At 68.3% G+C, this 21,969-nt stretch carries 17 protein-coding genes; 15 read left to right on the top strand and 2 right to left on the bottom strand.

Going from position 1 to position 21,969, the window contains the following annotated elements; all coding sequences use genetic code 11:
* Positions 1–211 precede the first annotated feature (211 nt).
* The 7 genes from K8638_RS38675 to K8638_RS38645 all read left to right on the top strand — a co-directional run bounded on the left by K8638_RS38675 (position 212) and on the right by K8638_RS38645 (position 8,708).
* Positions 212–1,846, top strand: a complete 1,635-nt coding sequence (locus K8638_RS38675) for an NACHT domain-containing protein (RefSeq protein WP_223759761.1) — start codon at positions 212–214, stop codon at positions 1,844–1,846.
* Positions 1,843–3,783, top strand: a complete 1,941-nt coding sequence (locus K8638_RS38670) for a hypothetical protein (protein WP_223759760.1) — start codon at positions 1,843–1,845, stop codon at positions 3,781–3,783. The genes K8638_RS38675 and K8638_RS38670 overlap by 4 nt, the downstream gene beginning before the upstream one ends.
* A 298-nt stretch (positions 3,784–4,081) precedes the next feature.
* Positions 4,082–4,609 (top strand): hypothetical protein, encoded by a 528-nt coding sequence (locus K8638_RS38665; protein ID WP_223759759.1) that lies wholly within the window; start codon positions 4,082–4,084, stop codon positions 4,607–4,609.
* A 10-nt stretch (positions 4,610–4,619) separates the two neighbouring features.
* Entirely contained in the window at positions 4,620–5,456 is an 837-nt protein-coding gene (locus K8638_RS38660) for a hypothetical protein (protein ID WP_223759758.1), read from the top strand.
* A gap of 527 nt (positions 5,457–5,983) precedes the next feature.
* Positions 5,984–6,778, top strand: a complete 795-nt coding sequence (locus K8638_RS38655) for a hypothetical protein (protein WP_223759757.1) — start codon at positions 5,984–5,986, stop codon at positions 6,776–6,778.
* Complete coding sequence (locus K8638_RS38650) at positions 6,775–7,695, top strand: type VI immunity family protein (protein ID WP_223759756.1); 921 nt, start codon at positions 6,775–6,777, stop codon at positions 7,693–7,695. Before K8638_RS38655 ends, K8638_RS38650 begins: the two co-directional genes overlap by 4 nt.
* 173 nt (positions 7,696–7,868) lie before the next feature.
* Positions 7,869–8,708: a hypothetical protein gene (locus tag K8638_RS38645; protein ID WP_223759755.1), complete on the top strand. Its 840-nt coding sequence runs from the start codon at positions 7,869–7,871 to the stop codon at positions 8,706–8,708.
* Between the two features lie 24 nt (positions 8,709–8,732).
* Here K8638_RS38645 and K8638_RS38640 read toward each other — a convergent pair whose 3' ends face one another.
* Positions 8,733–9,905: an FAD-dependent monooxygenase gene (locus K8638_RS38640; protein WP_223759754.1), complete on the bottom strand. Its 1,173-nt coding sequence runs from the start codon at positions 9,903–9,905 to the stop codon at positions 8,733–8,735.
* A gap of 531 nt (positions 9,906–10,436) precedes the next feature.
* Here K8638_RS38640 and K8638_RS38635 point away from each other — a divergent pair.
* From K8638_RS38635 to K8638_RS38605, 7 genes are all read left to right on the top strand, one after another.
* A complete protein-coding gene (locus K8638_RS38635; RefSeq protein WP_223759753.1) occupies positions 10,437–11,579 on the top strand; it encodes an ABC transporter substrate-binding protein in 1,143 nt (380 codons plus the stop codon).
* An 18-nt stretch (positions 11,580–11,597) separates the two neighbouring features.
* Positions 11,598–12,623, top strand: a complete 1,026-nt coding sequence (locus K8638_RS38630) for an ABC transporter ATP-binding protein (RefSeq protein WP_223759752.1) — start codon at positions 11,598–11,600, stop codon at positions 12,621–12,623.
* A 3-nt stretch (positions 12,624–12,626) separates the two neighbouring features.
* Positions 12,627–13,586: an ABC transporter permease gene (locus K8638_RS38625; RefSeq protein ID WP_223759751.1), complete on the top strand. Its 960-nt coding sequence runs from the start codon at positions 12,627–12,629 to the stop codon at positions 13,584–13,586.
* On the top strand, positions 13,576–14,403 hold the full coding sequence (locus tag K8638_RS38620; RefSeq protein ID WP_223759750.1) for an ABC transporter permease: 828 nt from the start codon (positions 13,576–13,578) through the stop codon (positions 14,401–14,403). The genes K8638_RS38625 and K8638_RS38620 overlap by 11 nt, the downstream gene beginning before the upstream one ends.
* A 46-nt stretch (positions 14,404–14,449) precedes the next feature.
* Positions 14,450–15,874: a gamma-aminobutyraldehyde dehydrogenase gene (locus K8638_RS38615; protein ID WP_223759749.1), complete on the top strand. Its 1,425-nt coding sequence runs from the start codon at positions 14,450–14,452 to the stop codon at positions 15,872–15,874.
* Positions 15,875–15,896: 22 nt separating this feature from the next.
* Positions 15,897–17,174, top strand: a complete 1,278-nt coding sequence (locus K8638_RS38610) for a 4-aminobutyrate--2-oxoglutarate transaminase (protein ID WP_223759748.1) — start codon at positions 15,897–15,899, stop codon at positions 17,172–17,174.
* A 109-nt stretch (positions 17,175–17,283) separates the two neighbouring features.
* Positions 17,284–18,891 carry an NAD(P)/FAD-dependent oxidoreductase gene (locus K8638_RS38605; RefSeq protein ID WP_223759747.1) on the top strand — a complete coding sequence of 536 codons (1,608 nt, stop codon included), beginning with the start codon at positions 17,284–17,286 and terminating at the stop codon, positions 18,889–18,891.
* A gap of 195 nt (positions 18,892–19,086) precedes the next feature.
* On the opposite strand, the gene K8638_RS38600 is transcribed toward K8638_RS38605, so the two are convergent.
* Positions 19,087–20,115, bottom strand: a complete 1,029-nt coding sequence (locus K8638_RS38600) for a kinetoplast-associated protein (protein WP_223759746.1) — start codon at positions 20,113–20,115, stop codon at positions 19,087–19,089.
* A gap of 385 nt (positions 20,116–20,500) precedes the next feature.
* On the opposite strand from K8638_RS38600, the gene asnS reads away from it, so the two are divergent.
* Positions 20,501–21,901: an asparagine--tRNA ligase gene (gene asnS / locus K8638_RS38595; RefSeq protein WP_223759745.1), complete on the top strand. Its 1,401-nt coding sequence runs from the start codon at positions 20,501–20,503 to the stop codon at positions 21,899–21,901.
* Positions 21,902–21,969 lie beyond the last annotated feature (68 nt).

Genomic DNA, 21,969 nt, shown 5'->3' with positions numbered 1-21,969 from the left:
GCTCCCCGAAGCTATCGCTACCTCTCCTGCCGCCCCGCCCGCCAGGGAGCCTCCTCCATCACCTTGAAAGGGGTGGGACTCAAGAGCCCACGAATTTCTCCGGAAGCATCTTCAAGACGACCTTGAGCGGCTACGTCAGGGCCGGGAGGAGCGGCTCCACAAGTCCACGCACAAGGTACTAGGCGCCCTCCGTGGCATTCCGGGCTTCGACGTGAAGGCGCTCGCACGTCTCCATGTCGAGTTGCTCGATACTCCCGAGAAGGTCGCGTTCCTGCTGCTGAAACAGGTCGTGAGGGCCGGGCGTGAACAAGATGCCTGGAATGCGCTCTTGAAAGAGGCGTTGAACCTCATGCGGCTGAGCGGTCGCAGAACGGAGCAGCATTGGCGTGAATATCTGACGAGTGAGGGCATCCCCCTCTCCCGGGAGGCCGTCGAAGCGGAGACCGTCAGGCGGCAATACCAGGATTGGCTTCTCCAGGAGACCCGCACCCTCTTTATTCCGGGCCTCGGGCGGGAACTGCCCGTCACGGCGGCATGGCTTCGATTGCAGGCGAGAAAGGTGCCATCACGAGCGCAAGTGGCCCAGGAGACGATTGAGGCTCAGGTCGAGGCCTATCGCCAGTGGGGGCAGCGCGATGGAGTCGAACCCGAGAACTCGATCGATGCGGAGCATCTGACGGAGCTGGGCTCCCGGCACGTCATCATCGGAGGCCCGGGAGCAGGCAAGAGCACGCTGCTGCGGTACGTGGCCCACCAGAAGTCCCGTGAGGGGCGGCTTGTCGCTCGCGTACACCTGAAGCTCGTCGCGCTCCGCATCCAGCGGGGCGATACGTTCGACGAGGCGCTGAGCCGGGTGGCCAGCGACGGCTCGGGCCTGTCCGCGTACAGGTGCGAGGAGCTACTGGCACACCCGGAGTTCCTCCTGGCAGATGGACTGGACGAGTGCGGGGCCGATGCTCCCTCTATCGGGGACGCGCTGAGGAAATGGAGCCACGGACACCAAGGCACCACGCTCCTTGTTACGACGCGCCCCGTGGGGTACGAGGCAGAGCGTTTCTCGGACTGGCTGCACCTGGAGTTGCTGCCGTTGAACCGGGAGGAGATCGCGAAGCATGCGCGGCAGCTCCTCCAGATCGTTCTACCCGCAGAGCAGGTCGAGGCTGCCTTGCGGCGCCTCGAGAGTACGGTCGAGAACCATCAGGCGAGCTCGATTGCTGCTCGCAATCCTCTATTGCTCGGCTTTCTCACGAGCCTGGTGAGCCAGAACCGGCTACGAGGGACCCGCCGTGTCGGGCTCTACCGGGAGATATTCAGCCTGGCGGAACAGAAGCTCTCTCGCGAAGGCGCCGTGGAAGCCCCACCCGATATCGCTGTGTCGCGGCACATCCTGGAACAGGCGGCCTGGGAACTCCAAGAGACGCCGGTGATGTCCTCCGACATATTGACGAGGCGCTTGGGCGCTGACCTGGCCCGTCGGCTACAGGTGGATGCGATTCGGGGAGAGGTCAGCGCAGGACAGGCACTGGAGTTCTGGGAGCGGCAGCGGCTCATCGAGCGTTTGCGGGCGGGGACCGCGGAAGTCCATGTCTTTGTCCACGCGAGCTTCGGTGAGTTCGCGGCGGCCCGCCGTTGGGTCCAGATGCCGGTGGAATCACGCGAGATGCTCGTGGCGCAGATGAGACGGCAACCGCGCTGGCATGAGGTCCTTCTGCTGGCGGCGGGCCTTCAGCCCGACTCGGTCATTCCCCCCTGCTCGCACTCGACGACCCCGGTGATGTTGTCTCGTGCGAGGCGGTACTTGCGGCCGAGGCGCTTGATGAGAGCGAGGAGCCGCCTCCCGAGTTGATCAAACAGACCTTGGAGAAGCTCAAGCCGCGGCTCGAATCACCCATCCCCCTGCTCGTCTTCGAAGCTGCGGAAGCCGTCCGGCCGCTGGCCCGCCGTTTCCCTGAAACCATAGGGCCTCTGGCACTTGAATGGAGCGGCTCCGTCAGTTTCTCCCTCCGGCTCAGTGCGCACCTCCTGCTGCTCGAATGTGGCGGGCCCTGGGCGGAACCTTCGAGGGTTCGGGGCATGCTCCGAGAGGTCGCACAGCTCTCGGAGGAGGAGTGGAAGCAACAGTCCTGGGATGGGACAAACCTGTCAGGTCAACGAGCACGGGGCTGGCTTCGGCTCCCACATGAGTTTGTAGACAAGAGCTTGGTCCTGCTCGTCGAGGAACAATCCAACCCGGAACATGACGAGCTGATCATGCGGGTGGGCATGCAGGAGCGGGGAACGCTCTCTGCCTCACTGGGACTGTTCCACCGGCTCGATCGAGAGCGCTTCAAAGCGCTCTTCGAATGGCAAGACCTGATGATGGCAGAGGCGTTGGTTGGGCTCGTGAGCTCCAAGCCAGAGATAGAGCCTCCGCCTTCGAGGGACTGGGATATTCTGGACTTCATACTCCGTATCACTCCCGAGTCACCATCAGGCGCTGTGGCGTCGGCGAACTCGAACCAAGCCTTCGCTCTGGGGCGGTTCATCTGTGGGCTCGGGTTCTCGGATGAGATGTCGCTCGGCGATACGGTCACCTTTCTGACGAGAATCGGTGATTCCGAGCAGAAGGATCTGATCGGCCGCGCAGCCGTGGTGGCGCTTGGGATTTATCCCCTCCTGTTGAGGCAAGAGGCCCTTGCGCTACTGGACTGCGCACGTGGCCCTGTTTCCTGGCTCTCTTTGATGGAAGTCATGGCAGTCATGTTGAAGCTCCCCCGGCTGCCTGTAACGCCCGACTGGAAGAAGGCCGCGAAGCTGGAACTGTCTGGGAGCGACCTCGTTCTTGCTCTCTCCCACCCCTCCTGGGCTGTCAGTCATATCGCGGCCCAGCTCCTGGAGTGTGGCGCTGGAGGACAGGACGTGCCCGAGATGCTCGAGCAGAGATCCCGCGCGCTCCGAGAATACGAGGATGAGCATCTGGTCCGTCACGTGCTCACGCTCGCACCTGTTCTCTGGGGAGCGCGGAGGTCTGCTGCCGTTCTCCTGCCGCTGCTCGCGCCTCCCGTCAGCCTCCTCAACTCAAGGTTGTACGAGGCATTGCCGTGGCTGTATCGACAGGAGCGGTCCGAGGTCATCGTCGAATGCCTCCTTCGAGGAATCGAGTCGCCGGACTCTGGCGTCGCGCACAGGGCGGCCGAGGCGTTGCTTGAGATAGCCGAGCTGCTCCCCACGAATGCGCTCGATGTGCTCTCACGCTCCACTGAAGGATGGGCTTGGAGGGAGCCCCGGTGTGAACGGCACCCCCAAGCGGCAGTGGAGGGAAGAGTCTGCTCCGCGTGTCGCACCGTTCTTTCCCATCCCAAGGTGCCGCTCCTGAAGCTCCTGTTGCGCAAGGGATACCTGGGCGTCGAGCAGGGGCTTCGGCTCATCCAGAGTCCGGACCAGGAGGTTCAACGCATTGCCGCCGCTGCACTCGTCTCTCAGCCTACCGCAGAGCGTCTGGCCGAGCTGATTCGCAAGGGGGCCGAACAGCAGCTCCCGGCGTGCGTAATGGAGCAAGTGCTCGCCCTGGAGGCGATTCACCTGCGAGAAGTTCAAAGCGAGTTGATGGCGCTGCTTCGGTCGCACTGGGCGGCGCTGCGCGAGCGCATGATTGAGGCGCTCGCTACCGCGGAGTGGGTGCGGCGTGATGAGGCGCTGCGCTGTGCAAGGTCCGCGCTCCAGGATCCTGTTCCGAGCGTACGAAATCAGGCGGTCATGACCATCCGGTATCTCGTGGCACAGGAGATTGTTACGGGGGCCTGAGCAAGTCGGAGGGCGCTCAGCCTTCTGCTCTCGCCTCGGAACGACGATGACGCCTTCGCCGCCGAGGCCGCGCGTGACTGCGGCTGGGAGCAGGGGCTCGTGAGTTACGAGGCGCTCACCCGGGGAGGCTCCCTCATGGTCAGTTCTCCGGCCTCCCCAAGCGCGCCAACCTCCACACCTTTACACCGAGCTGGAGTCCCGCCTCATGGCATTAATCCGTTGATGGAGGACCCGGGGACGTGGCAGCGTCCCACTTATGTTGCGTTCTCGACAGTATAAGCTTCCGTTTTTCCTGGCCTTGCTGGGCTCCGCCGCCGTGTCGGCCGCGGAGAAGGCCCCTCCCGAGCCACCGGCCCCCGTGCGCAAGGTGGACCCGACCAAGGAGCAGACCGAAGAGTGGCTGCGCGAGCACATCGAGGCGTGGAACGACTCGGAGGTGCATGTCACGGTGAAGGACTGCCGCATCATGGTGCTGGACAAGCCTCGTGAGCGGACGGAAATCGTCGACCTGCGCGGGCTGCTGCTGCCCATCGAGGTCATCCGGGTCAACAACGGGAATGACGCGACGCTGCGGCTGCGCGTGAAGCAGAAGCACACCGGGACGTACTCCATGTTTCGCAAGTGCAGCGCGGAGAACCGCTACTGCGCGGAGCCGACCGGCAAGTTCCAGAGCCTGCCCTATGTCGACCTCTCGGTGACGTCGGTGCGGGACTTCGTCCCCGGACGGCACACGGATGTCGACAAGAGCCAGCGGCTGGAGCGGGCGCTGGAGCACTACTCGAAGCTTTGTGGAGCGATGGAAGATGCGCGCAACCGGCTCTTCTAGGCTTGGGGCCGTGGCGCTCGCGGCGCTGCTCCTCTCCCAGGCGGGCTGCGGCACGACCTCCGAGTACGTTCGCGGAGAGCGCCTGCGGGAGGTCCCGCTGGAAGAGACGCACACCGACACGCTGGAGACGGTCGTGGACGCGTCCTATGCCGGCCGCGTCACGGTGCGGCGCAACACCTGCACCGAGGTTTCCACCGAGTTCAGCAAGAAACGCATCGACACGACGACGAGCCCGCCCATGGGCTCCCTGATTGCCGGCGTCGCGCTGCTCGGGGGCGGTCTCCTGCTGATGTCGCAGTCCGAGGACTCCTCCGACGAGGAGGACGGCATGGACCTTTCCATGACGCTCGGCATGGGGCTGGCGCTTGGTTCCATCTACCCCCTGGTGACGGCCCTCACCGACGAGGACGTCAGCCGCGTCGAGGTCGCCACCGGCGAGGTCGAGGAGGAGCGCTCGCGGCGTTGCGAGGACCGGACCTTCACGCTCGAGGCCCCCCTGCAATGGAGCGTCACCATGGGCTCCGTGCGGCGCACGGGGCGCACCGGGGAGGACGGCACGGTGCCGCTGCTGCGCCCGCTGCACGAACTGGTGGAGGAGGCCATCACCGACGAGGCCGCTGTCCGCCGGCTCGTCTCGGGACGGGGCATCGGCTTCCGGCTGGAGCTCGAGCGCGCACCGGCCGCGGACTTCCGGCTCGACTCGAAGGCCCTGCCGGACGAGTACTTCCGGCGCTTCGCGGAGAATTACGGGCGGCAGCTCGGGGGCGATGCGCGCGCCCGCTTCGAGAACTGCGAGCTCATTGGCAAGTCCGCGCGCGAGACGCTGGAGTGCTACTGGTCCCAGTAGCGCGTGGGGCCGGGCCTGGTGTTGGCGGAGGGGGGAGCGCCTGGTCGAGGACTGCTCCTTTCGGCCGTGCTCTCGCGTCCGTGATGACCCCTCCCTGCGAGCCGACGGGCCGACGGCGTCCCTCTCCCCGTCGCTTCAACGACGAGCCCCCGTCCGCCAGCACCGCGGCCGGGGGCTTCGTCTTTTCCTGCGCCCCCGCGCCGCTTGATGCCCGGGACTCAATGCGGACTTCATGTTCCACGCCGGGTCCACTTCACGAGAGCTGAAGCGCTGAATCCCAGGGGAAGGCGCGCAGGTAGGCTGCATGGTGCCGCCTCGCGAGGAGATACGGTTCGTCCCGCGCGCCGGCAGGCTCCGGGAAGCGAGAGAGAGGCGGGGGCCAGTGCAACGGGAGTCCCCGCACCGCCGGCGCTGGTGTCTGTGTTAGGGATGAGAGGCGCCTCGTTGTGCCGGCCTGTCGCGACGCTCTCCGTCTCCGCCGCTCGAAGAGGAATATGCCCGCTCTCCGAATGCCGTGCTGGAAGTCCATGCTGCCGCTGGTCGCCAGCGTCCTGCTCGCGGCCTGTGGCAGCAGCCCTCAACGGGCCCCGCGCGGAGTGTTGCGCTTCGTGGACACGGAGACGGCGGGCCGGCTGCGCCACACCGCGGCGGTGGGGAGGGCGGCGAGCGCCGCGGCTCCCGCCGCCACCCGGGTGGTGGCCTCCGTCCTGGCCCAAGCCGTCCCCGTGCTGCTCACGCTGCTGGAGGGCGACAACGCGGTGGGGGAGCTGGAGGAGCGCCTGGTGGAATGCGCCCGGAAGGCCGAGCGCCAGGTCAACGCCGCCTACTTTGGCAACCGCTCCCCGACACGGCAGGAGTGCGGCGAGGAGGTGGAGGTGGACAGGTGCGGAGAGCGAATCACACGGGCGATGGTGCTGGGGCAGCGCAAGCACGAGGTGGCGCTCCGGTGCGCGCGCGAGGTGCTGGAGGAGCGATGGCGCCGGCCGTACAGCATCGAGCAGCGCTATCGGTACTACCCCCACGCGAAGGTGGTGGAGAGGGTGAGTCGTGAGGAGGAATCACGGCTCCTCAAGGAGGGCTGCACGAAGGAGCTGTGGCGAACCATCAAACCGGACCTGGTGCTGCATGAGAACAGCGGCCTGCTGCTGAAGTCGGTGCTCACCGTGGATTACAAGTTCCCCTGCCCTGATACCAACAAGCCGCAGTGGAAGGAATACGGAGGCAACAGTGCCTATGCTGGCTCGGATCAGGGCAGAATCTACCGGGATGCACTGGGAGGAAAGACCTTCCTCATCTCGCCACGGATGGGGGTGAGCCAATGAGAGAGAACATTCCCATCATCCGTTTGCGGAACAGCCACGGCGATCTGGAGGTCCGTGACGGGGTCATCCTCTGCTTCTTCATGCGCCGCTCGCATGGGGAGATTGCCCCGGCGGTGTGGCGCGCCTTGCAGACCTATCAGCGTGCCATTCCGCCCCAGTCGCTGAGTTGGTACGTCAGTCCCGATGGAGACATAATCCCTCTCGACGAGCAGGGATGGGCGCACACCCGCGAGAAGATTCTCGAGCGCCCCTGGGGAGTCGAATGGCTCGTTTCACTATCTGAGGACCCCGGCGAAGCGGGTGGGTATCATTTCAACTACGACGGTCGGAAGCTCGATGACGACTTGTTCTCACACGACGAGGGCGCCACGAGCGCGGTATCCTTCTCCTTGCCCACCGAGTACCTCCTGGAGCATGGCCCCGCCCACCTGCGCGCGCTGGCCCTGGAGCTCGGCCGGGAGCTGCCTTTCAGCTTCGGCTACGCCAGCCTCGGCTTCGTCTCACATCCTGGCAGCTGGTACACCGTGCTGAATGACCTCTTCGGCCTCCTCCACCGCTATTGGGGGTTGGACCTCCATGACCTGGCTGAAACCAGCCGGAACATCGGCACCGGGGCGCGTGGCGCCTGCTGGCTCACGTTTCTAGGCCAGCCGCTCCTGGGGCAGCTCGGAGGCAGTGAGGTGCTGCGGCAGCGGCTGTCATTTCCGGAAGTCACCCTGGAGCCGATGGAGGGGGAGCGGCTGCTCCTGACTCTGGGCGAGTGGCCCGACGCCATGGACACGGAGAAGGGGGGGGGGCCGCCCCAGTATCGGGCGCTGGCGCGGCTGCTGGAGCCCTACCTCCGCGAGGAGAAGGCCGACTGGCCCTCCCTGAACAAGGGATTCAAGCACGGCTGGTCCCGGCGGCTCTGCGAGTAGGCGGGCGCGCCACGCCCAGCGCCCCGGCGCGTCCGACCCCCACCGTGCCGCCTGCGCTGGAGCCCGTTGTGCGCGTCGCTCGCGTAGAATGACGGAGGCCCATTCGAGAGGAGCCCGCCATCCGTCCCTTTCGTCTTGCTGAAAACCGCCTCGCAGTGCCGGGAGTCATCGGCGTGCGCGCTCCCAGCAGCCTGTCCTTCGGAAAGAGGGTGCACGTGCTCCTTGGCCCCGACGCGGGCTTTCCCGAGGCGCATCCGCTGGCGGAGTGGAAGAGCGACGTGGCCCTGGTCGACGCACGCACGATTCCACCCGAGCTGCGGAGGCAGGCCGACCTCCGGCTCCCCGAGGAAGAGCGCGCCGAGTTCGAGGTGTACCTCTGGGAGATGGCGGAGCAGAACGCCGAGTTCATGCCCGACACCCGCGAGCTCGAGGCCTTGAATCTCGACCAGCTCGCGAGGCTGACGTCCCTGGATGCGCAGACGCGCCACTTCCTCGAAAGCCATGGGCAGGCGTACTGGCTGGCCGGATACACGCGGCACTCGGACACGCTCTGGCTCCACCGCGAGGGAGGCGCCGCCCCGTTCAAGTCCTGGGTCAACTGGCGGGATACGGTGCGCGAAGACGCGTCCCCAGGAGCGCCGGGCTGGCTGTCGCGGGAGGCCTGGTCCGACCTGTGGCGTGTGCGCTGGGCGGACCGCGTGCTTCGCGCGCTGAGCGGCGGCGAGGTGACGGAGGCCGCGCTCCTGCTCGCCCACGCGCACAGGGGCCGGCGGCACCTCATCCCGGACGACATCGCCCAGGCCGCCGCCGAGGCCGCGGCCCGCATGGCCGAGGGGGCGGACGAAGTCGAGCTTCCCCTCCACGGCCCCGCGCGGCGCGTGCGGCTGCCCGGCTTCACGATGACTGTCTGGGAGACTCATCCCCTCGATATCAAGCCTGGCGCGCCCGCGCCCTCGCACGAAACCCACGTCCCCGCCGAGGACGCATGGGTGCTCGTGAAGGACCCGGGCTGAGTCGCGAGTCGTTGTTCCCTGGGACTACGCCAGGAAGTCGTAGGCCACCACGGAGCGCAGCTGGTTGAGCGCCACGGAGGGCGGCAGGGTCTGCAACAGCAGGTCTCTCGCCCACCGCGCCACCGGGTTGCGGACGTACCGGATGGACCCCGCCTTCAGGCTCAGCTCGGAGACGTGCGCCGTGCGGGGCCGGCGCCTCGACTCGTAGGTCCGCAGCGCCCGGACCCGGTCGGAGTCCTCGCGCAGGAGCTTCGCCAGCACCAGCGCATCCTCGATGGCCTGACACGCCCCCTGGGCCATGTCGGTCACCATCGCGTGCGCCGAGTCGCCCAGCAGCGTGACGGGGCCCTCGCCCCATTTCGGCAGCGGCTCCAGGTAGTGGATGTCGGTGCGGAGGATGGCGGACTCCGGCGTGGCGCGGACCAGCGACTCGACGGGCTCCATCCAGCCCCGGACCTGGCTCAGCACCGCCTCCCGGTGGCCTCCCTCCGCGTCCCGCCCACCCTCGGGCGCGGGCGCCAGCAGGAACCAGTACATCCGCCGCGTGCCCTCCGGTCCCCGGCCGATGTGGCAGATGCCGAAGCGGGCACCCGGACCGTAGATCTCGAACTGGCTCCCCTCCGGAATCACCTCGGAGGCGACGTCCACGACCCCGCGCCAGGAAGTCCGCCCGCCGTACCGAGAACGCACCTCCGGGAGCAGCCGCTGACGGACGGCCGAGTGCAGTCCGTCCGCGCCGATGAGGCAGTCGCCCCGCACCTGCTGGCCGTCGGCGAAGGTGACGCGGACCCCTCCATCCTCCACGTCAAAGCCCGTGCAGGCGGCCCCCAGGTGCACCACGTCCGGCCCGAGCGCCCGCAGCAGCACCTGCTGGAGCTCCGAGCGGAGCACCCCCACCGTCGGCTGGCCCAGCTCCCGGCACAGCGCGTCCACGGCCAGGCGGGAGAGCACCTTGCCATCCCACCGGTGCATCACCGTCTCGCGCCACGAGGCCCCCGCGCCGGCCACCTCCCGGGCCAGCCCCAGCGCCTCGAAGGCCCGCATCGCGTTCGGCCAGAGCGAGAGCCCGGCGCCGACGGGCCAGTAGTCCTCGGCCCGTTCGTATACCGCGACCTCGAGACCGGCCTGACGGAGCGCGATGGCGGCACACAGCCCACCCAATCCCCCGCCGATGATGACGACTCCGCGTGATTGCATGTGGCCCTCCCTCCAATGCATCGAGGACGGGCGAGGCCCCCCTCGATGGGCTCACCATAATTCGCGGCGGAGTCACCCGCCTCCAGGTGCATCCCGGCCCAGGCGCGGATGCGGAAGACGCTTCATGGCTTCCATGAGCAGGTCCTCGAACGTGGTGACGACGCTTCGCGATGTGCTCGTGCGTGAACGCGTCGGAGGGCTCCCCGTGAGTGGGCCGGCCGTGCTGGGCAAAGCAGACCTCAACCGGCAAGGGCGCCCCTTGCGCTGTCCGCACCCGGGGCGTCCGCTGCCGCCGCGGCATGTCCAGGTGAACGACGAGCGCGTCCGCTGGATTACTCCGCGCGTACTGCAGCGGTTCGATTCGCCTTCAAGCAGGCGGGCTGGCGTCCGCCGCTCGATGCCGCGAGGCACGACAGGCGCTCCCTCCGGCCCTGGTGTCCGCCCGACCCCCCAGGTTCTGGCCCGTGCTGTTGACGCCCCAATCGGCTCCTCTAGAGTCCTCCCGCATCACACAGCCAACGGGAGAACCGCATGCTGAAGCATCTCGCAGTGGGTGCAGTGATGGTCGCGGCGACGCAGGCGTTGGCGGCTCCGCCGCAGAAGCTCGGGAAGCCCGAGGGGCAGCTCAACATCATCGCCTGGCCCGGCTACATCGAGCGGGGCGCCACCGACAAGAAGTACGACTGGGTGACGAAGTTCGAGAAGGACACCGGCTGCAAGGTCAACGTGAAGACCGCCGCCACCTCGGACGAGATGGTCTCCCTGATGAACCAGGGCGGCTATGACCTGGTCACCGCGTCCGGCGACGCCAGCCTGCGCCTCGTCCACGGCAAGAAGGTGCAGGAGCTCAACATCGGGTTGATTCCCTCGTGGAACACCATCGACGACCGCCTGAAGAACGCGCCCTGGCACACGGTGGACGGAAAGCACTACGGCGTGCCCTACCAGTGGGGCCCCAACGTGCTCATGTACAACACCCAGGTCTTCAAGACGGCGCCCACGTCCTGGGCGGTGGTGTTCGAGGAGCAGAAGCTGCCCGATGGCAAGTCCAACAAGGGCCGCGTGCAGGCGTATGACGGCCCCATCTACGTCGCCGATGCCGCGCTGTACCTGATGAAGAAGCAGCCGGAGCTGGGCATCAAGGACCCGTTCGAGCTGAACGACAAGCAGTACGCCGCCGCCGTGGCGCTGCTGCGCGCCCAGAAGGCCCTCACGCACCGCTACTGGCACGACACCACCGTGCAGATGAGCGACTTCAAGAACGAGGGCGTCGTCGCCTCCAGCGCCTGGGGCTACCAGGTCAACGCCCTCAAGGGCGAGAAGCAGCCCATTGACTCCGTGATTCCGCAGGAGGGCTCCACCGGCTGGGCCGACTCCACCATGCTGCACGCCAACGCCAAGAATCCGGTGTGCGCCTACAAGTGGATGGAGCACTCGCTGAACAAGGACCTCCAGGCCTCGCTCGCCGAGTGGTTCGGCTCCAACCCCGTGGTGCCCGAGGCTTGCAAGACGAAGGCGCCGGGCGGCACGGACTTCTGCAAGACCAACGGCTTCGAGCGCTTCAGCCAGGTGCACTTCTGGAAGACGCCAGTGGCGAAGTGCGCCACCCAGGCCGCCTGCGTGCCCTACAGCCGCTGGACGCAGGACTACATCGCCATCATGGGCGGACGGTAGGAGGCACAGGGACACGCCATGAGCAGCTTCGCCGTCGAGCTGAAACACGTCAGCCGTCACTACGGCGCCGTCAAGGCCGTGGATGGCGTGTCCCTGTCCATCCAGGACGGTGAGTTCTTCTCCATGCTGGGGCCCTCCGGCAGCGGGAAGACCACCTGCCTGCGCCTCATCGCGGGCTTCGAGCAACCCACGTCCGGCAGCATCCTGCTGCATGGCCAGGAGGCCGCCGGACTCCCGCCCTACGAGCGCGACGTCAACACCGTCTTCCAGGACTACGCCCTGTTCCCGCACATGAGCGTGCTGGACAACGTGGCCTACGGGCTGATGGTGAAGGGCGTGGCGAAGGCCACGCGCCACAAGGAGGCGGAGGCCGCGCTGGAACTGGTGGCGCTGGCCGGCTTCGGTTCGCGCCGGCCCGGGCAGCTCTCCGGCGGCCAGCGCCAGCGCGTGGCCCTGGCGCGCGCGCTCATCAACAAGCCCCGCGTGCTGCTCCTGGACGAGCCGCTGGGCGCGCTGGACCTCAAGCTGCGCGAGCAGATGCAGACGGAGCTGAAGTCGCTCCAGCGCCGGCTGGGCATCACCTTCGTCTACGTCACCCACGACCAGGGCGAGGCGCTGTCCATGTCGGACCGGGTGGCCGTCTTCAGCCAGGGCCGCATCGAGCAGGTGGACAGTCCGCGCAACCTCTACACGCGCCCGAAGACGGTGTTCGTCGCGGGCTTCGTGGGCACCGCCAACGTGGTGAAGGGGGAATTGGCGCGCCGGCTCACCGGCAGTGAGCGGCCCTTCTCCGTGCGCCCCGAGCACGTGCGCTTCGCCACGTCCGCCGAGGGAAACCGGGTGAGCGTGGAGGGACAGTTGGTGGAGGTTCAGTACCACGGCGCCACCAGCCGCTACGAGGTGCGGGTGGAGGGCAACCAGGTGCTCACCGTCAGCCTGCTCAACGGCGAGGCGGACGAGGCGTCCCTGCCGCGCCGGGGCGAGACGGTGCGCGTGGCCTGGGCCCCCGAGGCGATGGTGCAGCTGGAGCAGGGGGGAGGGTAGGGCATGGACACCCTGCCTGGCATGGCGCTGCCCGCTCCCGCCCGTCCCCGCGCCGGGCTGGCGCGCACCGTGGCCAACGTCCTCTACCGGCGGCGCACGCTGTACCTGCTGCTGCTCCTGACGCCGCCGCTGTTGTGGTTCGGCGTGGTGTACCTGGGCTCGCTCCTGTCGCTGCTGGTGCAGAGCTTCTACACCTTCGACGACTTCACCATGGGGGTGACGCCCGAGCTGACGTGGGCGAACTACCAGGCGCTGCTGGACGCGGCCAACCACGACATCATCCTGCGCACGCTGGCCATGGCGGGCTCGGTGACGGTGGCCTCGGCGGTGCTCGGCTTCCCCGTGGCCTACTACATGGCCCGCTACGCCACCGGCTGGCGCAAGGGCTTCTTCTACATCGCCGTCATGCTCCCCATGTGGGCCAGCTACATCGTCAAGGCCTACTCGTGGACGGTCATCCTCTCCAAGGGCGGCATCATCTACTGGATGGTGGAGCGGCTGGGCCTGCTGCCCGCGCTGGAGTGGGCGCTGGCGCTGCCCGGCGTGGGCGGCTCGTCGCTGTCCACCTCCAACCTGGGCCGCTTCCTCGTCTTCACCTACGTGTGGCTGCCGTTCATGATTCTGCCCATCCAGGCGGCGATTGAACGGGTGCCCGGCAACCTCCTGCAGGCGGCGGCGGACCTGGGCGCGAGGCCCGCGCAGTCGTTCCGCACCGTGCTGCTACCCCTGGCCTTCCCGGGCGTGGTGGCGGGCTCCATCTTCACCTTCTCGCTCACGCTGGGGGACTACATCATTCCCCAGCTCGTGGGCCCGCCCGGCCTCTTCATCGGCAACATGGTCTACACGATGCAGGGCTCCATCGGGAATATCCCCATGGCGGCGTCCTTCACGGTGGTGCCCATCGTCATCATCGGCATCTACCTCACCGTGGCGCGCAGGCTGGGAGCGTTCGATGCGCTCTGAGGCCCGGCGCGAGGACGGCCCCCGGGCCCCTGTGTGGCTGCGGGTGCTCGCCTACGGTGGGCTCCTCTTCCTGCACTTCCCCATCCTCATGGTGGGGCTGTATGCCTTCAACACGGAGGAGAGCGCCTTCAGCTTCCCGCTGAAGGGCCTCACCCTGCGCTGGTTCCAGGCCGCCGCCGCGCGCGAGGACGTGCTCGGCGCCATCAAGCTGTCGCTCCAGGTGGCCCTGGCCGCCACGGGCGTGGCCCTGGTGCTGGGCACGCTGCTGGCCGGAGCGCTCTACCGCCGCCGCTTCTTCGGCAAGGAGGCCCTCAACCTGATGGTCATCCTTCCCATCGCCCTGCCCGGCATCATCACCGGCATCGCGCTGCTGTCCGCCTTCCGGCTGGCGGAAGTAACTCCCAACTTCTGGACCATCGCCGTGGGCCACGCCACCTTCTGCGTGGTCATGGTCTACAACAACGTCGTGGCCCGGCTGCGGCGGATGCCGCACAGCCTGCTGGAGGCCTCCGCGGACCTGGGCGCCGATGGGTTCCAGACATTCCGCCACGTGGCGCTGCCGCAGATGGCCACCTCGCTGCTGGCCGGTGGCATCCTCGCCTTCGCGCTCAGCTTCGACGAGCTCATCGTCACCACCTTCACCGCCGGGCACGAGAAGACGCTGCCCATCTGGCTGCTCGACCAGCTGGGCCGCCCGCGCGACGTGCCGGTGACCAACGTGGTGGCGCTGTGGGTGATGCTCATCACCGCCGTTCCCATCCTCGTCGCCTGGCGCCTGACGCAGGGGACGGAGGACGTGGCCGGCAGCAGCAGGTGACTCGCAACAGCGGCCACGGTGGCCGCGTGAACCTGGGGAGGACGGCATGGACGGCAAGCTGTTGATTGGTGGCGAGCTGGTGGTCGGTGAGGGCCCGGCGGAGGAAGTCCTCAACCCGGCGACGGGCGAGGTGCTGGCGCGCGTGCCCGAGGCCTCCCTGCCGCAAATCCAGGCGGCGGTGGCGGCCGCGGAGCGGGCCTTCCCGGCCTGGTCCCGCACGCCTCCCAAGGACCGCGCCACGGTGCTGCTGAAGCTGGCGGACGCGATTGAAGCGCAGGGCGCGGAGCTGGCCCGGCTGGAGTCGCTCAACTGCGGCAAGCCCTACGCGCTGGCGCTGGGGGACGAGATTCCGGCGGTGGCCGACGTCTTCCGCTTCTTCGCGGGCGCGGTGCGCACCATGCAGGGCGCGGTGGCCGGCGAGTACGCCGCCGGGTACACGAGCATGATTCGCCGGGACGCGCTCGGCGTGGTGGCCTCCATCGCCCCGTGGAACTACCCGCTGATGATGGCGGCGTGGAAGCTGGGGCCCGCCCTGGCCGCCGGCAACACGGTGGTGCTCAAGCCCTCCGAGCAGACGCCGCTGACGACGTTGAAGCTGGCCACCCTCATGGCCGGCCTCTTCCCGCCCGGCGTGGTGAACGTGGTGACGGGCCGCGGCGAGTCCGTGGGTGCACCGCTCATCCGCCAGCCGCAGGTGCGCATGGTGTCGCTGACGGGCGACGTGTCCACCGGCCAGAAGGTGCTGGAGGCCGCGGCCCAGGGCGTCAAGCGCACCCACCTGGAGCTGGGCGGCAAGGCGCCCGTCATCGTCTTCGACGACGTGGACCTGGAGACGGTGGTGGCCGGCATCCGCACCTTCGGCTTCTACAACGCGGGGCAGGACTGCACGGCGGCGTGCCGCATCTACGCGGGCCCCAAGGTGTACGACAAGCTGGTGGCGGACCTGTCCAGCGCGGTGGCGTCCCTCAAGGTGGGCGAGCAGGATGCGCCGGGCGTGGAGATGGGCCCCCTCATCACCGAGAAGCAGCGCCAGCGCGTGGCGGGCTTCGTGGAGCGCGCGGCGGAGCTGAAGCACGTGGAAGTCACGGTGGGCGGCAAGGCGCGCGGCACCCAGGGCTTCTTCTTCGAGCCCACCGTGGTGGCCGGCGCGCGGCAGGAGGACGAAATCGTCCGGCGCGAGGTGTTCGGCCCGGTGGTGTCGGTGACGCGCTTCAGCGACGAGGAGCAGGCCATCGCCTGGGCGAATGACTCGGACTACGGCCTGGCGTCCTCGGTGTGGACGAAGGACCTCTCCAAGGCGATGCGGGTGGCGGCGCAGCTCCAGTACGGCTGCACGTGGGTGAACTCGCACTTCATGCTGGTGAGCGAGATGCCCCACGGTGGCGTGAAGCGCTCCGGCTACGGGAAGGACCTGTCCATGTACGCCCTGGAGGACTACACCGCCGTGCGCCACGTCATGGTGAAGTACTGAGCCGGAAGGGAAGGGAACGCACATGAAGAAGGACACCGCCAACGCCAGCCTGCTCGCGCGCAAGGAGGCCGCCACCCCGCGTGGAGTGGGCGTCATGGCCCCCTTCTTCGTGGCGCGCGCGGAGAACAGCGAGCTGTGGGACGTGGAGGGCCGCCGGTTCATCGACTTCGCCGGCGGCATCGCCGTGCTGAACACCGGCCACCGGCACCCCCGGGTGGTGGAGGCGGTGCGGGCGCAGCTCGACGCCTTCACCCACACGGCCTACCAGATTGTCCCGTACGAGAGCTACGTGTCGCTCGCCGAGCGGCTCAACGCGCTCGTCCCCGGCCCGCACCCGAAGAAGACGACGTTCTTCTCCACGGGCGCGGAGGCGGTGGAGAACGCGGTGAAGATTGCCCGCTACGCCACCGGCCGTAGCGGCGTCATCGCCTTCAGCGGCGCCTTCCACGGGCGGACGATGATGGGCATGGCGCTTACCGGCAAGGTGGTGCCCTACAAGACGGGCTTCGGTCCCTTCCCGGGCGAGGTGTTCCACGTGCCCTTCCCCATGCCGCTGCACGGGGTGAGCGTGGAGGACTCGCTGAAGGCCTTGCAGAACCTCTTCAAGGCCGACATCGAGCCGAAGCGCGTGGCCGCCATCATCATCGAGCCCGTGCAGGGCGAGGGCGGCTTCTACGTGGCCCCGCCGGAGCTGATGCGCGCCTTGCGCAAGGTGTGCGACGAGCACGGCATCCTCCTCATCGCGGATGAAATCCAGACGGGCTTCGGCCGCACCGGCAAGTGGTTCGCCATGGAGCACCACGACGTGGCGCCGGACCTGATGACGATGGCCAAGTCGCTGGCCGGCGGCTTCCCGCTGTCCGCGGTGACGGGCCGGGCGGACGTCATGGACGCGCCCACGCCGGGCGGCCTGGGCGGCACCTACGCGGGCAGCCCCATGGCCATCGCCGCCGCGCACGCGGTGCTGGACGTCATGAAGGAGGAGAAGCTGGTGGAGCGGGCCCACCGCCTGGGTGGCGAGCTGCGCGAGCGGCTCCTGGCCCAGAAGGCCCGGGTGCCGCACATGGCCGAGGTGCGCGGCCTGGGCGCCATGCTGGCCGTGGAGTTCTGCCAGCCGGGCAGCGACACCCCGGACCCGGACTTCACCCAGAAGGTGCGCGCGCGGGCCCTGGAGCGCGGGCTCATGCTCCTCACCTGCGGCGTGTACGGGAATGTCATCCGCTTCCTCTTCCCGCTGACCATCCCCGACGCCGTCTTCGCCGAGGCCCTCTCCATCCTCGATGACTCACTGACGGCGTGAGGTCCTGCGTACGGACTGTTCAATAGTCTCCAGCTTGGCTTGAAAATTACATCTTCAAGAAAATTCTGAGTTGTGAGAGAAGACGGGACCCCACCCACCTGGAGGTCCCGTGGCCCGTACGCCCCTCTTCGAGCTGTTCCGGCAGACCACCCGCGTTGCCCTCGCCTCGGAGCGGCTGGGGGCCCCCAGCCGGGAGGCCACGCAGGTGATGCGGATGGACCGCCGCTCGGTGCTCCAGGGCCTGGCGGCGGTGGGCGTGGGGCTGGCGGCGGGGGCGGCACGCGCGGAGGAGGTGAAGGCGCCACCTTCGGTGCGCGTGGGCATCATCGGCGCGGGGATGGCGGGGCTGGCGTGCGCGTACGACTTGAAGCGCGCGGGCATCCTCGCCACCGTGCACGAGGCCAACGAGCGGGCCGGTGGGCGCGTGTTCTCCATGGGCGGCGCCTTCAGCGGGCCGGTGAGCTTCCCCGGCCAGGTGGTGGAGCGCGGTGGTGAGTTCATCGACACCGGCCACAAGACGATGCTGGCCTACGCGCAGGAGTTCAACCTGCCGAAGGAGGACGTAACCAAGGGGCCCGGCGAGGTCTTCTATTACTTCGGCGGCCAGCGCTACCCGGAGTCCGTCGTCGTCGACGAGTACCGCGCCTTCGTCGCGGCCATGCGGCCTGACCTGCGGGCGCTCTCGGACGCGCCCACCGCGGACCTGCACACGGAGGTGGACCGGCAATATGACTTGATGGACCTGGTGACGTACCTGGAGACGCGGGGCGCGGGGCCGGTGGTGAAGGCGGCCATCATCGCCGCGTACGAGGGTGAGTACGGGCTCCCGGCGCACCAGCAGAGCTGCCTCAACTTCCTCTTCTTCATCCGCGCCAACCGGCGCTCTCGCTTCGAGCCCTTCGGCGTCAGCGACGAGCGCTACCACCTGGTGGGCGGCAACCAGCAGATTCCGCGCGAGCTGGCGGCGCGTCTGCCGGGACAGCTCCGCTACGGCGAGCGGCTGGAGTCGGTGCGCAAGACGGCGGCCGGCGCGCTGGAGGTGGCGCTGCGGCGCGGGAGCACCGCCGTCACCGCGACGTATGACGCGGTGGTGCTCGCGGTGCCCTTCACCGTGCTGCGGAGCGTGCACCTGGACGCGTCGCTGGCGCTGCCCACGTGGAAGACGCTGGCGATTCAGGAGCTGGGCTACGGCACCAACGCGAAGATGATGGTGGGCTACCGCGGGCCCGCCTGGGCGGAGCATGGCTGCAGTGGGGCGACGTACTCGGACCTGGCGGACCATCAGGCCACCTGGGAGACGAACCCCGCGCGGGCCACCGCGGAGGACGCCGTCCTCACCGACTACTCGAGCGGCGTGCGCGGGGCCTCGCTGGACCCGAACAACGTCGCCCGCGAGGCCGAGCGCTTCGTGGCGGGCATGGACCGGGTGGTGCCCGGCTCGGCCGCGGCGGTGAAGCGCGGTGCCGGGGGCCGCATCCTCGCGCACCTGGAGCACTGGCCGAGCAACCCCAACACGCTCGGCAGCTACACCGCGTACAGGCCCGGCCAGTTCACCACCATCTGCGGCAACGAGGGCAAGCCCGTGGGCAACCTCCACTTCGCGGGCGAGCACGCCAACTCGTTCTACTGGTGGCAGGGCTTCATGGAGGGCGCGGCGCTGTCCGGCAAGGACACCGCGGCGGCCATCCTCCAGGCGATGAAGGTGGCGGTGCTCTGATGCGACGCGTGGCCCGGGGCTCCCATGCGCCCCGGGCCGCTGGGCGGCGCGGGCCTGGAGCCGCCACGTTCCAGGCGGTGTCGCTCACTCCGGCGGGGAGAAGGACGGGTCCAGCCGCGGGGCTGGTGCGCTCGCTCTCGTCCAGCGAGGCCCCGCCCTCACACGGGCGAGGCCCTCCGCGGAGGACCACCGGGACTACTTGTTCTTGGAGAACTCGCGGCTGGCGATGACGCCCTGCACCTCGGCCAGCGCGCGGGCGCCGGAGGCGGACTCCAGGGCCTTCTCGGCGATGGCCTGGACCTGGCGCTTGGCCTCGTTGAGCTCCGCCTGGAGCGTCTGGATGGCCTGCGCCTGCTTCGTGCAGGTCTCCTTCAGCGAGGCAATCTCCATGGTGGCCACTCGCTGGGCCGTCTCCGCGTCCTTCGTGGCGAGCGTGAGCTTCATCTCCCACTCGGACTTCACGCGGTTGCCGGCGATGGCGGCCGCCGTGTCCGCCTCCTTCTTCAGCACCTGCGGGAACTCGGCCACCTGCTTGCGCAGGTCCTCCAGCTCCTTCTCGCGCAGCTTCAGGGCCTCCTCACGCGTGGCCCAGTCCTTCTCCAGCTTCTCCTTGCGGTCGCGCTCCTGGGCGGCCTGCTGGCGCAGCCCCTCCGCGAAGGCGTCCTGGTCCTTCTTGCGCGCGAGCTGGGTGTCGTAGGCGTACTGCTCCTCGGCGCGCTTGCGGGCCACCTCGGCGGCCTCGCGCTCCGCGGCCAGCTCCGCGGCGGCCCTGGCGCGGCTGTCCGTGATGTCCTTCTGGAGCCGCTCCATCTCCGCCTCGAGCTCCGCCTTCTTCTTGTCGTACTCGGCCACCAGCACGTCGATGGCGCTCGCGGCCACGTCCTTGCCGTGCAGACCGTTCAGCTCCTCCGTCTTGAGCTGGATGGCCTCGTCGAGCTGCTTCAGCTCCTCCACCAGCGAGATGACCTGCTCGTTGATGCCGGCCAGCGTCTTGTTGATGGTGAGGCCCGCCTCGGTGACCTTCTTCACCGCCGTCTCCGCGGTGAGGCCGGACACGTCCGCGAGGACGTTCTTCGCGTGGGCGTCCTTCGCCTCCTGCTCCTTGGAGACGACGACGGGCTTGTTGCGGGCCTTGCGGGCCAGGTCCTCGAAGGCGGCCTTGGTGGCCTCGGCGGAGCGGTTGCGGGCGACGGCGTTGCGCTTGGACGTGTTGCGAGTAGCCATGTGACTCTCCAGGTATGGCAAGGCCAAGGCAGGCACGAAGGCCTGCGAATGGCGTGTGAGTTCTGCGGGAAGGCTGGCCGCCTCTCTCGCGGCCACGGGAAAGAAGATACCCATGGGGTCTGACACGCTCGGCGGGCGTCCGGACACCCGGCAGGGCCCCTGGATGCCCCGGGAAGGGCCTCCGGGTGGGGTGGGGAAGGGGGACTCCAGGCCTCCCCGGCTTCCGGCCCCTGGCGAGGCTGCTGGAGGCCCCGCTTCCAGGCCGGGCAGCGGGCCTTCGGACGGGGGTCGGAGGGCTTCAGGGCGCACACCAGCCTTGTCCTCGGACCGTCGGCGCGGCTAACTCGCCTTCCAGAATCGGGATTCGGCTCAAGGGAGAGCGTCAATGCAGGTCGTCAGTGTGAAGAAGGTCCTCGCGGGCGCGCTGGAGGAGGGGACGAAGGTGGAGGTCCGCGGGTGGGTGCGCACGCGCCGCGACTCCAAGGCGGGCATCAGCTTCGTCAACGTCAGCGACGGCTCGACCTTCGACCCCATCCAGGTGGTCGCCCCGGCCACGCTGCCCAACTATGAGAAGGAGGTGCTGCACCTCACGGCGGGCTGCTCCGTCGTCGCCCGGGGCACGCTGGTGAAGTCCCAGGGCAAGGGGCAGGCCTTCGAGGTGCAGGCGGACGAGGTGCAGGTGCTGGGCTTCGTGGACGACCCGGACACCTACCCCATCCAGCCCAAGCAGCACACGCTGGAGTTCCTGCGCGAGGTGGCCCACCTGCGCGTGCGCACCAACACCTTCGGCGCGGTGACGCGCGTGCGCCACCGGGCGGCCCAGGCCATCCACCGCTTCTTCGACGAGGAGGGCTTCTTCTGGGTCAACACGCCCATCATCACCGCCAGCGACGCGGAGGGCGCCGGGCAGATGTTCCGCGTCTCCACGCTGGACACGGTGAACCCGCCCCGCACGCCGGAAGGCAAGATTGACTGGCACAAGGACTTCTTCGGCAAGGAGGCCTACCTCACCGTCTCCGGCCAGCTCAACGTGGAGGCGTACTGCCTCGCCATGTCGAAGGTCTACACCTTCGGCCCCACCTTCCGGGCGGAGAACTCCAACACCACACGCCACCTGGCCGAGTTCTGGATGATTGAGCCGGAGATCGCCTTCGCGGACCTCAACGCGGACGCGGACCTGGCCGAGCGCTTCCTCAAGTCCGTCTTCAAGGCAGTGCTCTCCGACTGCGCGCCGGACATGAAGTTCTTCGAGGAGCGCGTGCAGAAGGGCGTCACCGAGCGCCTGGAGAAGTTCATCAACTCCAGCTTCGAGCGCATCGACTACACCGAGGCCATCGACATCCTGAAGAAGGCCAAGAAGAAGTTCGAGTACGCGCCGGAGTGGGGCAAGGACCTCCAGACGGAGCACGAGCGCTACCTGTCCGAGGAGCACGTGGGCCGGCCCGTGGTGGTGATGAACTACCCGGAGGCCATCAAGGCCTTCTACATGCGCATCAACGAGGACGGGAAGACGGTGGCCGCCATGGACGTGCTGGCGCCCGGCATCGGCGAAATCATCGGCGGCAGCCAGCGCGAGGAGCGCCTGGACGTGCTGGACGCGCGCATGAAGAAGTTCGGCCTCCAGCCCGAGCACTACCAGTGGTACCGGGACTTGCGCCGCTACGGCACGGTGCCGCACGCGGGCTTCGGGCTCGGGTTCGAGCGGCTCATCGTCTACATGTGCGGCCTGCAGAACATCCGCGACGCCATTCCCTACCCGCGCGTGCCGGGCTGGGCGCAGTTCTAGGCCGGGATGGCTGCCACGGTGACAGCCGGGCTGCCGCCGCGCGAGGGGTAGACAGTTGCGCTCGCGTA

The sequence above is a fragment of the Myxococcus sp. RHSTA-1-4 genome (assembly GCF_020037125.1).
GTDB lineage: Bacteria > Myxococcota > Myxococcia > Myxococcales > Myxococcaceae > Myxococcus.
Note: the sequence above shows the minus strand (reverse complement) of the source record. Positions and strands in the feature narration are given on the sequence as shown.